Origin of the sequence: Rhodopila sp. (assembly GCF_965277825.1) — a bacterium.
Taxonomy (GTDB): domain Bacteria; phylum Pseudomonadota; class Alphaproteobacteria; order Acetobacterales; family Acetobacteraceae; genus Rhodopila.
Window position 1 is genome coordinate 1,511,709 of the sequence record NZ_OZ255846.1, and the last position, 12,984, is coordinate 1,524,692.

At 65.0% G+C, this 12,984-nt stretch carries 14 protein-coding genes; 6 read left to right on the forward strand and 8 right to left on the reverse strand.

Annotation, left to right across the window (positions count from 1 at the left end):
* Positions 1-54 precede the first annotated feature (54 nt).
* Together ACQY4T_RS07655 and ACQY4T_RS07660 are read right to left on the reverse strand one after the other, a co-directional pair.
* Positions 55-303, reverse strand: coding sequence for a hypothetical protein (locus tag ACQY4T_RS07655; protein WP_428539651.1), 249 nt, complete (start codon positions 301-303; stop codon positions 55-57).
* Between the two features lie 8 nt (positions 304-311).
* The gene (locus ACQY4T_RS07660) at positions 312-755 is read right to left on the reverse strand and encodes a hypothetical protein (protein WP_428539654.1); all 444 of its coding nucleotides are present in this window, start codon (positions 753-755) and stop codon (positions 312-314) included.
* Between the two features lie 524 nt (positions 756-1,279).
* On the opposite strand from ACQY4T_RS07660, the gene ACQY4T_RS07665 reads away from it, so the two are divergent.
* Positions 1,280-2,113 (forward strand): TIGR03084 family metal-binding protein, encoded by an 834-nt coding sequence (locus tag ACQY4T_RS07665; RefSeq protein WP_428539657.1) that lies wholly within the window; start codon positions 1,280-1,282, stop codon positions 2,111-2,113.
* A gap of 61 nt (positions 2,114-2,174) precedes the next feature.
* Here the strand turns inward: ACQY4T_RS07665 and ACQY4T_RS07670 are convergent, their stop codons facing one another.
* On the reverse strand, positions 2,175-3,656 hold the full coding sequence (locus tag ACQY4T_RS07670; RefSeq protein WP_428539660.1) for a catalase: 1,482 nt from the start codon (positions 3,654-3,656) through the stop codon (positions 2,175-2,177).
* A gap of 141 nt (positions 3,657-3,797) precedes the next feature.
* Between ACQY4T_RS07670 and ACQY4T_RS07675 the strand changes: the two genes are divergently transcribed.
* Together ACQY4T_RS07675 and ACQY4T_RS07680 are read left to right on the forward strand one after the other, a co-directional pair.
* Positions 3,798-3,968: a hypothetical protein gene (locus ACQY4T_RS07675; protein WP_428539663.1), complete on the forward strand. Its 171-nt coding sequence runs from the start codon at positions 3,798-3,800 to the stop codon at positions 3,966-3,968.
* Between the two features lie 367 nt (positions 3,969-4,335).
* Entirely contained in the window at positions 4,336-5,490 is a 1,155-nt protein-coding gene (locus tag ACQY4T_RS07680) for an ISNCY family transposase (protein ID WP_428538118.1), read from the forward strand.
* A gap of 167 nt (positions 5,491-5,657) precedes the next feature.
* Here ACQY4T_RS07680 and ACQY4T_RS07685 read toward each other — a convergent pair whose 3' ends face one another.
* Together ACQY4T_RS07685 and ACQY4T_RS07690 are read right to left on the reverse strand one after the other, a co-directional pair.
* Complete coding sequence (locus ACQY4T_RS07685; RefSeq protein WP_428539666.1) at positions 5,658-5,840, reverse strand: hypothetical protein; 183 nt, start codon at positions 5,838-5,840, stop codon at positions 5,658-5,660.
* 194 nt (positions 5,841-6,034) lie between these two features.
* On the reverse strand, positions 6,035-6,274 hold the full coding sequence (locus tag ACQY4T_RS07690) for a DUF2188 domain-containing protein (RefSeq protein ID WP_428539669.1): 240 nt from the start codon (positions 6,272-6,274) through the stop codon (positions 6,035-6,037).
* Between the two features lie 257 nt (positions 6,275-6,531).
* Between ACQY4T_RS07690 and ACQY4T_RS07695 the strand changes: the two genes are divergently transcribed.
* Positions 6,532-7,395: a class I SAM-dependent methyltransferase gene (locus ACQY4T_RS07695; protein WP_428539672.1), complete on the forward strand. Its 864-nt coding sequence runs from the start codon at positions 6,532-6,534 to the stop codon at positions 7,393-7,395.
* Between the two features lie 323 nt (positions 7,396-7,718).
* On the opposite strand, the gene ACQY4T_RS07700 is transcribed toward ACQY4T_RS07695, so the two are convergent.
* On the reverse strand, positions 7,719-8,420 hold the full coding sequence (locus ACQY4T_RS07700) for a response regulator transcription factor (RefSeq protein WP_428539675.1): 702 nt from the start codon (positions 8,418-8,420) through the stop codon (positions 7,719-7,721).
* A 310-nt stretch (positions 8,421-8,730) separates the two neighbouring features.
* Here ACQY4T_RS07700 and ACQY4T_RS07705 point away from each other — a divergent pair, with 310 nt between their 5' ends.
* Positions 8,731-9,204: an OsmC family protein gene (locus ACQY4T_RS07705; protein ID WP_428539678.1), complete on the forward strand. Its 474-nt coding sequence runs from the start codon at positions 8,731-8,733 to the stop codon at positions 9,202-9,204.
* A 122-nt stretch (positions 9,205-9,326) separates the two neighbouring features.
* Here ACQY4T_RS07705 and ACQY4T_RS07710 read toward each other — a convergent pair whose 3' ends face one another.
* Complete coding sequence (locus ACQY4T_RS07710) at positions 9,327-11,531, reverse strand: primosomal protein N' (RefSeq protein ID WP_428539681.1); 2,205 nt, start codon at positions 11,529-11,531, stop codon at positions 9,327-9,329.
* An 84-nt stretch (positions 11,532-11,615) separates the two neighbouring features.
* Here ACQY4T_RS07710 and fsa point away from each other — a divergent pair, with 84 nt between their 5' ends.
* Positions 11,616-12,269 carry a fructose-6-phosphate aldolase gene (gene fsa, locus ACQY4T_RS07715; RefSeq protein WP_428539684.1) on the forward strand — a complete coding sequence of 218 codons (654 nt, stop codon included), beginning with the start codon at positions 11,616-11,618 and terminating at the stop codon, positions 12,267-12,269.
* A 59-nt stretch (positions 12,270-12,328) separates the two neighbouring features.
* Here the strand turns inward: fsa and ACQY4T_RS07720 are convergent, their stop codons facing one another.
* Positions 12,329-12,886, reverse strand: a complete 558-nt coding sequence (locus tag ACQY4T_RS07720; protein WP_428539687.1) for a response regulator — start codon at positions 12,884-12,886, stop codon at positions 12,329-12,331.
* Between the last annotated feature and the right edge of the window lie 98 nt (positions 12,887-12,984).

Here is a 12,984-nt window from a genome sequence, read left to right on the forward strand (position 1 = left end):
GTGCGGCGAGGCCAGGGTGGGGCGGCTGGGATGACCCCAGGCGCTGCCTCAGAATCAGCGCTGCTGCAACAGCCGCACGGCCTCGTCACGCCGCCGGTTGCACTCCCGGAGAGCAACCAGGGTAAAGCGCAGCGCCCGCTCGTTGCGGTTGCCCCAGCCCGATATCGCTTCGACGGTGCGCGGCTTGGCCGGTGGCGGCGGTATAGAGCTGCCTATAGGGCATGATAGCACCTCCCGCGGGATCAGCGTCACCGGAGCCTTGACGGGCGCCGCACAGCCGGCCAGCAGCAATGCAGCGGACAATGCTCTGATCATCGGACACCGAGCTTCTGGTGGTTGGCCGATAGGATCGCCGCCAAATCCGCGTGGTCCTGGTAGATCACATTGCTCAGATCGCTGATTTGCTTGTCGCGATCTTGCTTGTTGGCTTCCAGCCTTGTCACCCGAACGTCCAACTGGCGAAGTGCCGCGGTCTGATCCGGCAAACCGGCGACCTGTCGGCTCAACTCCTCGAAGCGAACCTTGTTCTCCGCCTGGTTGTCGGAGATCTTCTGAAGCAGCTCGTTGCGCAGCATCGCGACGCTGTTTTCAACGGAAACGAGCCGCTGCGCCGTGTTGTCCGTTTTGTTGGAGGCGTTGGTGACGTAGAAGAATGCCGACACCACGAAAACCGTTACAGCTTGCAAGATCGAGCCGAGCGATATCTCGGTATTGAAACGGAAGCCGCCGGTTGTTTTCTCGGAGGGCTGGGTCACGTCCTGGGCTTCAAGGCAGGACGTGCGAAGCTGAAAAAAGTCATCGGATTGTCAACCTTATATCGAAGCCGGACCGCTTCTGACGCGGGTGCGCCGAAAGCTGCCGTTTGGTCACAAAGCAAAACTATGCTGTACGGAAATAAGCGCTTGCCATCAGGCATGCGCAGCGGAGGTATTCTGACAATGAGGCGCGGTGAGCGAAGGTGGCGCCAGCCGCATCCTGCCAATCGCGTCTCAATTGCGCGCAACTGACCCGTTGGTGGTAGAACATTAATCGAACACAGGGTTAATGTCAATGATAATTTCAAAACCGATCAAAACTATCCGGAACATTGCGTCGGTGAACGCTGTCGCCCGGTCTGCCCGAACGCGAACTTCGACCGTCAGCCGGCCCAGGATTTTGCGACGACAGACATGTGATCGCTCCCATAGCTCGAATGATCAGGCCAAAGTTGCCGCCAGCTCGGCTTGGTATAACTCTTGTCCAAATCACGTGACTTTCAGACTCCGCGGATGTTCCGCGTATGCGCGGTCACGCTGTCGAGGACGATCAGATGTTGCAACAGGTCGCCGATTTCCGCGCCGAGGCGGAGGAACTGCAAACGCTGCTGGCCACCCTCAAGGACCAGGATTGGCAGCGCCCGACCTCATTCAAAAGCTGGACGGTCAACGACGTGGTTCAGCATCTGCACGCCAGTGTCCTGATGGCATCGGCCTCAGTCGCCGGAGCCGAGCCGTTCGCCCGGTTTCGCGACGAAATCCAGACCGCGCGCGAGAACGGGATGACCCGCCTGGAGGAAACTCGTCAACGACTGGGTGATTTGACCGCGGGACGCCTACTGGAGCGCTGGCACCAGCAGATGGTCGCCCTGTGCGACCGGCTGTCGGGACTGCCCGCGGATACGCGTCTGAAATGGGCCGGTCCGGACATGGGTGTACGAATGTTTACCACCGCGCGCCAAATGGAAACGTGGGCGCATGGGCAGTCGATTTATGATTTGGTGCGAAAGCCGCGCCAGCCAACTGGGCGGCTGCGCAACATTGCCGAACTGGGCGTGCGGACCTATGGCTGGACGTTCTTCAACCGCGCCATTGAGCAACCTGGACCAGCCCCATTTGTGGGCCTGCGCGGGCCATCGGGGGAAGTCTGGGAGTGGAATCCCCCAGCGGGCGAAAGCAACGTCACCGGAAGCGCACTCGATTTCTGTCAGGTGGTGACGCAGGTGCGCAATGTCGCCGACACCGCCCTGCAGGTGACCGGCGAACCGGCTCGGCGTTGGATGAACATTGCCCAATGCTTCGCCGGACCGCCCGAGGATCCGCCGCTACCCGGCGCACGCCTCATACCCGCCAGTTGATGCAAGATCGAAGCTTGGATCAAGATCGGCCCCCTCCGGTTGAGGAAGGGGGCCTGCTTGCTTAATCGGCTGCCATTTTCTGCTGCGCGCCATTGATGCCTTTTTCGACCGCCGCGCCAAAATCCTGGTGCACTTTGTACCAGTGCTTCAGCATCCGCTGCTGGATCTCGTGGCGCTTGGCGTTATCATCGATGCCCATGTTGGGTTCGGTCATGCTGCCGACGATGCTCGCCACCAGGTGCGCTCGCCCAGTATCGTCCAGCACCTTCTCCCAGAACATGCGGGGCTGACCGTAGAGGTCCGTGTCGTCGCCGGAGTAGGTGGTGTAGCGGGCGCCGTCGCCATTGATCTTGAGCGGCGGCTCCATCACCGCCTTGTCCTCCACCGGGCCGCCGAACGAATTCGGCTCGTAGTCGACCGTGCTGCCGCCGTTGCTGCCGGTCACCATGCTGCCGTCGCGATGATAGGTATGAACCGCGGCGCCCTTGGCCTGATTGACGGGGATATGGTCGTAGTTGATACCGATCCGGTAGCGGTGTGCATCGGCGTAGGACAGAACGCGGTTCTGCAGCACCTTGTCGGGGCTGAAGCCGATGCCGGGCACCAGGTTGGACGGCTCGAAGGCGGACTGCTCGACTTCGGCGAAATAGTTTTCGACGTTGCGGTTGAGCTCCATTTCACCGACCTCGATCAGCGGATAGTCGCCGTGCGGCCAGACCTTGGTCAGGTCGAACGGGTTCCACTTGTAGGTTTCGGCGTCCGTTTCCGGCATGACCTGGATGGAGACCGTCCATTTCGGGAAATCGCCCTTCTTGATGGCGTTGATCAGGTCGCGGGCCGAGTAGTCCGGGTCGTCGGCTGTCATCTGGGCGGCGTCGTGATCGACGAACGTCTTGTTGCCCTGATTGGTCTTGACGTGGAACTTGACCCAGACCCGTTCGCCGGCCTTGTTCCACAGGCTGTATGTGTGGCTGCCATAGCCGTTCATGAACCTGGCCGAGACCGGCGTGCCCCGATCACTGTAGAGGAACATCACCTGGTGGATCGCCTCGGGCGACAGGCCCCAATAGTCCCAGCGGCGCCAATGCGGCTTCAGATGGGTGCCAGGTTCGCGCTTCTGGGTGCGAATGAAGTCGCTGAATTTCAGCGGGTCGCGGATGAAGAAGATCGGCGTATTGTTGCCGACAAGGTCCCAGTTGCCGTCCTCGGTATAGAACTTCATCGCGAAGCCGCGGGGGTCGCGAGCCGTGTCGGCGGACCCGTTCTCGCCACCGACGGTTGAGAAGCGGGCGAACATCTCGGTCTTCTTGCCGACCGCGCTGAACACCTTTGCACAGCTATATTGGGTGATGTCCTTGGTCACGGTGAATGTGCCATAGGCGCCATAGCCCTTGGCATGGACCACACGCTCCGGCACCCGCTCGCGGTTGAAGTGGGCCATCTTCTCGATAAGATGATAGTCCTGTCCCAGTACCGGGCCGCGTGGGCCGGCGGTGAGCGAATGCTGATTGTCCTCAACCGGCCGGCCGAAGGCCGTGGTCATAGTGGGCTTCTGTGGTGCGTCAGCCATTGCTGTGGACCTTCTTTAAATAGGTGATACGCCCGTCGGTGAACCGCCAAGCGCTACGAGCTTAAAGCTCCGGCCGGGTCGACGGTTGCTTCCACGGCGAGGCCGGATAGCGGGATGATCGATTTGGTTCTGAGTTTTGTCAGGCTGGCGCCGAAGTCAATGGCGCGGCCTCCGGTTACTCTCGCTCGCCATGCTACCCTGTCCTGGCACGTTTCAGTCGCCCGTCGTTCGGTAAACGTTCTGTTCAACGGCAATGGCGGCATGGCGTTGCAACCTAAATTGTAGTCGCCCCAGGGTTCGGCCTCGCTGAGGTTGGCATGACGCCACCAGCTTCAGCTACGGCGGTCAGTCCCCTCGCACGGCTGAGCAGATCATGTCCGACTACCCAGAAGGCCGGCGAGTAACGCCATGGCCGCATAGCTCGCTTTGCCGTTATGCACAGACAGTCGGCCGCGTCAAGAGAACCGGGATTTGCAGCTTTCAGCGCGCCTACCACAGATGCCGCCCGGAGTCGGCGTGTCAAGGTTCGAATCTGATGGTGTTGGGAGCGCGTGATCTGTCCGTGTTTGTTAGCGCGTGAAATGTCCGGAATGTTCGCCGCCTGTTCGAGAGGTAGGACATGCGGCGACAACGGGCTTTGTGGGGTGTTTTCGTGAGCCGGTTCGAGGCCGCGCTGGAGCGCTTTCGCCATCGGCGTCTGAGCGCCGATCAGGCCGGGGACCTGCTTGGTGTATCGGGTCGGCAGTTCCGCCGTATGTGCGTCCGGTTTGACGACGAAGGCGTCGAGGGACTGCGCGACCGGGGCCTAGGGACGGCGTCGCCGCGGCGTGCTGACACCACGGAGATCGGTCGGATGTGCGCGCTGTATCGTGACCGATATCGGGATTTCTCGGTCAAGCACTTCCACGAGACAGCGCGCCGCGAGCACAACTACAAGCTCTGTTACACGGTCACCCGGCTGGCGCTGCAATCGGCTGGACTGGTGCAAAAGGCGACGCTGCGGGGCAAGCACCGCAAGAAGCGCGAGCGGCGGCCGCTGCCTGGCATGCTGCTGTTTCAGGACGGCTCGACGCATTGCTGGCTACCCGGCACCGCCGCCCAGCAGGACCTGATCGTCACCCTCGATGATGCCACCGGGCACATCACCTCGATCTTCCTGACCGAGCAAGAAGGCACCATGTCGAGCCTGCGGGGACTGGCTGAAACGATCCAGCGGCACGGGCTTTTCGGGGCGTTCTACACCGATCGCGGCTCGCATTATTTCCTGACGCCGGAGGCCAGTGGCAAAGTCGACAAACAGAACCTCACCCAGGTCGGCCGCGCCCTGGCACAGCTCGGCATCCGCCACATCCCGTCCTATTCGCCCGAAGCGCGCGGTCGCATGGAGCGGGCTTTCGGCACGCTGCAAGGTCGTCTTCCTCAGCAACTGCGGATCCGCGGGCTGGCCAGCGCCGAGGTTGCGAACGTGTATCTACGAGAGGTCTTCATGCCCGACTTCAATGCCCGCTTCGGCGTCGCGGCATCCGAGGCAGGATCCGCCTTTGTCGCCTATGTCGGCGCTCCGTTGGCGGATACGCTGTGCCTGCAAGAGGATCGCCGTGTCGGGCGGGACAACTGCGTGTCATGGCGCGGCAAAACGCTGCAGATCCCCGAGCAGACACACCGCCACCACTACGTCCGGGCGACGATCCGGGTGCATGAATACCCCGATGGCGGTCTGGCGATCTTCGATGGGCCGCGCTGCTTGGGCCGCTATGACCGCGACGCCGTAGCCATCCAACCAACCGTTCCGAGGGCCGCCGCATGACCATGCCATTCAACACTCCGGCGCATCAAAAACCACCGAGATGGACATTTGATTTGTTTTATCAGGCGGACATCTTCACGCGTCACGGACACCCGGCGGCTCTAGCGTTGACTCAGCCTAACTACTCAACGACGCTGTGGCGGCCGCCAAGAGGCCCAGGCGCCCCCTCAGCGTCCGACGCCGCTGGCAACGATCGGATCCGGCGGAGCATTGGGCGGCGTGCCCGGCGGCCCCGGATCAGGCGGAATGCCGGGCGACGGGATCGGATCTTCACGCGGGCCTCCCGGCGCCCGCTCCGGCGCCGGATCGGGTGGCGGCGATTCCGGAGGCGTATTAGGCGGTATCGGCATCGTCATCCTCCAAGCTACTCATTTAAAACCCAAGATCGCACCCCCGGTACGCTTCTGAAGCCCCGGATCGAACCCTGCGGGATGCTTCTGGAGCCCCGGATCGAACTCCGCGAGATGCTTCTGAAACCCCGGATCGCACCCCGCTACTAATTGCGGGATGCTTCGCACGCCCCTAATCGCGGCGCCCGCGGGCCTCAGGACTCCACGTCGGCCTCCGGCCGGTCATCGCCCTCGGACAGTTCCGAGTGCCATCTGCCGTCGCCATCCTGAAATTCGATCTGAGTGGTATCGCCAGGAATGCGCTGTTCCGCCGCAACGCGCCGCGCCGCCGCAAGCGCTGTCGCCTTGTCGGCAAACGGTTCCGAGAACACGTCGCCCAGCCGATACGCCCAGCCGCCATCATGCTGGACGACCTTGTAATGCAGCTTTGGCATGGCCCTCTCCTTTCGCGATCACCGCATGATCGCGCTGGCTGCTTCCGCGAGCACAGCATGGTCGCGCCGGCCGCAGCGTTCAACCCAGGTGGATCCTGCGACAAAACCCAACTCCAGGCCTGGAACGTGGGACGTCGCCTGCTTATGGCGGCAGCCGCTACCGCCCAGAAAGACGACTCCCCGCCTTGGATGGAAGGCACACGCGACGCCACCCCCACGCTGTGACATAATCCCATCCTCCGACCTGGAGGCTAGCCATGACCCACGCCGACGATGCTCAGGACAACGCCGCTCAGATTGCCTATTGGAACGATCGAGCGGCGGTCACCTGGACCAATTTCCAGGATCGCCTGGATGCCCAGTTCGAACCGATCACCGCGCTGGCTCTGGGCTCCGCCACGCCCGCCGCCGGCGAATACGCCATCGATATCGGCTGCGGCTGTGGCGCCACCGTATTGGCTCTGGCTGACCGGCTCGGACCTGGCGGCCAGGTGGTCGGCCTGGACGTGTCGCAACCGATGGCGGCTCGCGCCCGTCAGCGGATCGAGGCGGCCGGGCTGACCAATGCGCGGGTGATCGTCTCCGACGCCGCCACCCACCGCTTCGCCGAACCGCGCGCCGACCTGCTGTTCTCCCGCTTCGGCGTGATGTTCTTCGCCGATCCGGCCGCCGCGTTCGCCAATCTGCGCACCGCGATGCGACCCGGCGGCCGGTTGCTGTTCGCGGCCTGGCGCCCGCTCGCCGATAATCCCTGGTTCAGCGTGCCGATGCAGGCCGCCGCCGCACTGCTGCCGCCGCAACCGCCGGCCGATCCGAGCGCCCCCGGCCCGTTCGCCTTGGCCGATCGGGACCGCACGTTGGGCCTGCTGCAGGCTGGTGGATGGCAACAGGCGGTGCTGCAAAAGCACGATTTGGGAATGCGGATCGCCGCCGCCGGCCAGATCGAACAGGCCACCGAGTTCGCCACCCACATGGGTGCCCTGGGCCGCATTCTGGGCGAACAGCCGCCGGAAAAACGCGGCCCGGTTCAGGACGCCGTCGCGGCCGCGCTCAGGCGCTATGACAGCCCGGACGGCATTGTCTTGCAGGGGTCGATCTGGCTGATCTCGGCGCGCGCTTGACGCCGGCCCGTGCTGCCGCGACGGCAACGGCGGCCACCGACGACGCTGCCACGACCGATGATGCCGGCGGCGACAGATGCCGCGAGCAGCGATGCCGCGAGCAGCGGTGCGCCGAACGACGATGCGCCGAACGACGATGCCCCGAACGACGATGCCCCGAACGACGATGCCCCGAACGACGATGCCCCGAACGACGATGGCGGAGGCGTTTTGCCTCAGCCGGCCGTGGCTCGGTGTCGGACCAGAATCGAGCGCAGCGGTACGGTTCCAGACCACCGCTTTAGCCGAGCGAGAACGCTTCGGTCAGGCTGTGTCGGCGCCGATCAGGCCGCGCTGGGATCCAGCCGGTAGCCGCCCGGAGCCGTCATCAGCAGGCGGCAGTTGGTCGGATCGACCTCGATCTTCTGGCGCAGTCGATACACGTGCGTCTCGAGCGTATGCGTAGTCACGCTCGCGTTATAGCCCCAGACCTCGTCCAGCAGCGTCTGGCGTGACACCACGCGTTTGGCGTGCCGATAAAGGAACTTCAGGATATCGACCTCTTTCGCCGTCAGGCGGATGCGCTTCTTGTCGGCGCCGATCAGCGATTTGGACGCTGGGCGAAAACTGAACTTCCCAATGGTGAAGACCGCGTCCTCGCTGTTGTCGAACAGCCGAAGCTGGGCCTGCAACCGGGCAATCAGCTCCTTCACCCGGAACGGCTTGGCGATGTAATCGTTGGCACCGGCGTCCAGCCCGCTGACCACGTCGCCTTCCTCGGCGGCGCCAGTCAGCATGATGATCGGCATGGTATGACCTTGCTTGCGGATCTTGGCGCAGAAGTCGCGTCCGTTACCGTCGGGCAGGTTGACATCCAGGATGATCGAATCAAACCGCGCTTCCGCCGCGCCAAGATGCTGGCTCGCCTCATCCAGCGTCGCCGCCTCGATCGACTGAAACACCCCACTGGAGGCAACCTGATCGGCCAATGCTTGCCGCAGCGCGTCGTCATCCTCGATAATTAGAATAGGTCTCGCGGCCGACATGGGAATCTCCTGGTGATCAGACATAACTCATCTCTTTACCGTATTTGGTGTGTTATCGCAAAGAACTTTTATGTGACCCCGACCGATTCGCACGATTTGAGACGCACTCGAACTCCACTCGCCGCTGCGGCCGGACAGGTGCCGACGCCGCCTCGCCAGCACCTCGCCGCCGAGCGGCGCACACCACCTAGCGACCGCGCGCCTGCCGATGCGTTGCACCGCTTGCATCACCTCGAGGACCCGCGACAATGGCCCTGCGAAAGTCATTTGCCGTCGCCCGAGGACGGATACAAATGAAGGAACTGCAAGCATGCCCGGCACGCGGCACAGCTATCGCGTCAGCGTCGAGTGGACCGGCAATCGCGGGCTCGGCACCCTGGACCACGCCGGCTACGGTCGCGAACATACCATTTCGGCCGCGGCCAAGCCGCCGATCGCCGGGTCGTCCGACCCTACCTTTCGCGGCGATCCGGCGCGCTGGAACCCCGAGGAGTTGCTGCTGGCCTCGATCTCGGCCTGCCACAAATTGTGGTATCTCGGGCTGTGCGCCAAGGCTGGCATCGCGGTGCTCAGCTACCGCGATGAAGCCGAGGCCACGATGGCGGAAGATCGCACCGGCGCCGGTCGCTTCATCAGCGCAGTGCTGCGACCGCGGATAACGCTGCGCGCCGGCGATGATGTCGCCGCCGCCACCCGCCTGCACCACGACGCGCATGCATATTGCTTCATCGCCAACTCGGTGAACTTTCCGATCGAGTGTGACCCCGTCATCAGCCTCGGGTAGCACCCGCGCCGCCTGCCCGCGTTCCAGTGCGATCGCTCTCGGTGGCATCACCAAAGATATGAATCGCTATCTCGAACAATGAGTTGCAGAGCATTGTCGGTTCCGCCTGAACCGGCAATGCGCTAAAGGAACGAAATCGGGTCCACATCGACGTCCACCCGGCCGCCGCGCGGCACCTGGACCGCGGCCAGCCAGGATCGCAGGATCGGCTGCACCGGCACATCGCGCCGCACCTTCAGCAGCAATCGCCGGCGGTGACGTCCGCGCAGCAGAGCCATCGGCGCCGGCGCCGGACCCAGCACGACGATCCCGTCTCCCCTGGGGGCGGCCCAGCCCAGGTCGCGCGCCACGGTATCGGCCGTGATCGCGGTATCGGCACTGACGATCAGCGCCGCCAGGCGCCCGAACGGCGGCCATGCGCCATCGCGCCGGCTGTCGGCCTCGCTGTGCATGAAGGCATCCAGGTCGCCGCCTAGCAGCGCCTGCATCACCGGGTGTTCGGGGATGAAGGTCTGCAGCATCACCCGTCCCGGCGCCTCGGCCCGCCCGGCTCGGCCGGCGACCTGGTGCAGCAGTTGCACGGTGCGTTCCGAGGCGCGCAGCTCGCCGCCGGCCAGCCCCAGATCGGCATCGACCACGCCGACGAAAGTCAGATGCGGAAAGTGCCAGCCCTTGGCGACCAGTTGGGTGCCGATGATCAGGTCAACCGACCGGTCCTCGATCGCGTGCGCCGCCGCCGCCGCGGCACTTGGCCCGGCGATGGTGTCCGATGCCATGATCAGCCGGCGCGCCTCGGGGAACACGGCCTCGGCTTCCTCGGTGATGCGCTCGATGCCCGGGCCGACCGGAGTCAGGCTGTCGGCGGCGGCGCAGGACGGGCATTCCGGCGGGATCGGGATGGTGTGACCGCAATGATGGCACAGCAGCTGGTGGCGGGTGCGGTGCTCGACCAGCCACGCGGTGCAGTTCGGGCACTGCATCCGGTGGCCGCAATGGCGGCACAAGGTCAGCGGCGCGTAGCCGCGGCGATTGAGGAACAACATCGCCTGCTCGCCCTGCGCCAGGGTGCGCCGCACCGCCTCCAGCAGCGGCGGCGCCAGGAACCGGCCGCGATCGGGCGGGGTCTCGCGCAGGTCGAGCAGGCTGATCGCGGGCATCGTCGCCCCGGCATGACGCCGGGTCAGCCGTAGATGGGCGTAGCGCCCGGCCTCGACATTGGCCACCGTTTCCAGGCTGGGGGTGGCGGACACCAGCACCGCGGCGGCGTCGCAGAAGCGGGCGCGGACCACGGCCATGTCGCGGGCGTTGTAGACCACGCCGTCCTGTTGCTTGAACGCTGCCTCGTGCTCCTCATCGACCACCACCAAGCCGAGGTCGGGGAACGGCAGGAACAGCGCCGACCGGGCGCCGACCACCACCGGCGCCTGACCCTCGGCGACCGCCTGCCAGGTGATCTTGCGCACCCGTGAGGCCAGGTCCGAATGCCACACCGCCGGCGCCACCCCGAACCTTCGCCCGAACCGCTCGGTCCACTGCGAGGACAACGCGATCTCGGGCAGCAGCACCAGCGCCTGGCGGCCGGCGCGCAGGCAGGCGGCGACCGCTTCGAGGTAGACCTCGGTCTTGCCGGAACCGGTGACCCCATCGAGCAAGGTGACCGAGAATTCGCCGCGCCCGACCGCCGCGCGCAACGCAGCGGCGACCTGGCGCTGCTGGTCCGACAGTGCCGGTCCCTGGTGGTCGGGGTCGGGGCGGCGGAATGGCTGGTCCGGCCTGGCGGTCTCGGCGATCAGCAGGCCGGCCGCGGTCATGCCGCGCAGCACGGCCGAACTGGCACCTGCCTCATGCGCCAGATCGGTGCCGGACCGCGGCTCGTCGCGGGCCAGCACGTCCAGCACCCGTTGCCGGGCCGGGGTAATGCGCACCGCCGGCAGCGGGTCGGCGCGGCGATAGCGCACCATCGGGCGGCCCACCCCGGCCGAGATCACGCGCAGCGCCATCGCCATCACCTCGCCCGGCGGGGACAGCGTATAGGCGGCGATCCAGTCGATCAGGCGGCGCAGCGATGCCCCCATCGGCGGGGTGTCGAGCACGCCGACCACCGACTTCAGCTTGTGCTCCGGAACCGCCTGGTCGGTGGTTGCGTCCCACACTACGCCGACCTCTTCGCGGTTGTTCAGCGGCACCAGCACGACGTCGCCCGGTCGAGGCCGCAGGCCGGGCGGAACCCGATAGTCGAACGGGCCGGGAAACGGATACGGCAGCAGCACCGGGACGCGGTGCGGCGATGCCGGGCCAGGAATTTGGCCAGGATCTGGGCTGGGCATTGGATGGGCGGAGGGCAACCTATATAACCAGCCTGATTCGCGACAAATCGACATCCTGGCTTAACCGCAAAACGGAGCGTTGGCATGAAATTCTTCATCGATACCGCCGATCTGACAGAGATCCGGTCGCTTGCCAGCAGTGGTCTGCTGGACGGCGTGACCACCAATCCGACCCTGATCTCGAAGAACGGCGGCAAGTTCGCCGAGGTGATCGCGCAGATCTGCGATGTCATCCCCGGGCCGGTCAGCGCCGAGGTGGCCGGCACCGAGTACGACCAGATCATGGCCGAAGCCCGCGTTTTGCGGAAGATCGCCGACAACGTGTGCGTCAAGGTGCCGCTGACCCCGGACGGCTTGCGCGCCTGCCGCCACCTGCGCAACGACGGCACGATGGTCAACGTCACGCTGTGCTTTTCGGCGGCGCAGGCGATCCTGGCGGCCAAGTGTGGCGCCAGCTTCATCAGCCCGTTCATCGGCCGGGTGGACGACATCGGCTGGGACGGCATGCAACTGATCTCCGACATCGTCGAGATCTACGACCACTACGATTTCGAGACCGAGGTGCTGGTGGCCTCGGTGCGCGGCCCGAACCACGTGATCGAGGCGGCGAAGATGGGCGCCCATGTCGCCACCCTGCCGCCGGCGGTGCTGCGGTCGCTGTTCAATCATCCGCTGACCGAGAAGGGGCTGGCGACGTTCCTGGCCGACTGGGCGAAGACTGGACAGAAGATCGTCTGATTTCGCCGGTCCACTCGGCGCGCTGATCGGGTGGCGTGCCGAGGCGACGCCGCCTCGGATCAGGTGACCAGCTTGCGATACAACGGGATGGACACCGTGTTGCCGCCGCGGACGATCGGCAGCAGGCGTCCGTTGCGGGTGAGTGCCGAGTTGATGCCTGATTGCCAGGTCAGGTTGGACGTGGGCACCCATTCCTGCGCCTGGGCCATGCCGGGCCCGCGGGCCCGATGGCTCAGCAACAGGTCGTTGTCGGGGACAAAGGGCGTCACCGCGTTCAGCAGGTCGCGGACCGAGTAGGGTTTCGCCAGCACGAGGTTGGCGCCGGCCTTGTCGGCCGCCGCCTTCATCCGAGCGGTGGGGTCGTTCGCGGTCATTACGATCGGGCGGCCGGCGTAGCCGGAACGGCGGCGAATACGCACGCAGGCATCGTAGGCCTGCAGGTGCAGCTTGGTGTCGAGCACGATCAGATGGGCGACGGCGTGGGCGGCATAGTCCTCGGCTTCCCGACCCGAGGCGGCGAGGAACACGGCGAAATCGAGGTGGGTGAACTCCACGCGCAGGGCGCTGCTGATCATCGGATCCGGTTCAGCGATGATGACGATCGGGGGCGTGGTCATGGCGGCGATCTTGGCCGCGAAAAGCTTGATGAAGGGTTAATCGTTACATTTGAGCCCAGTCGGTGCCGAGCTTGGCGGGGTCGCGGCAGGTGGGCCCG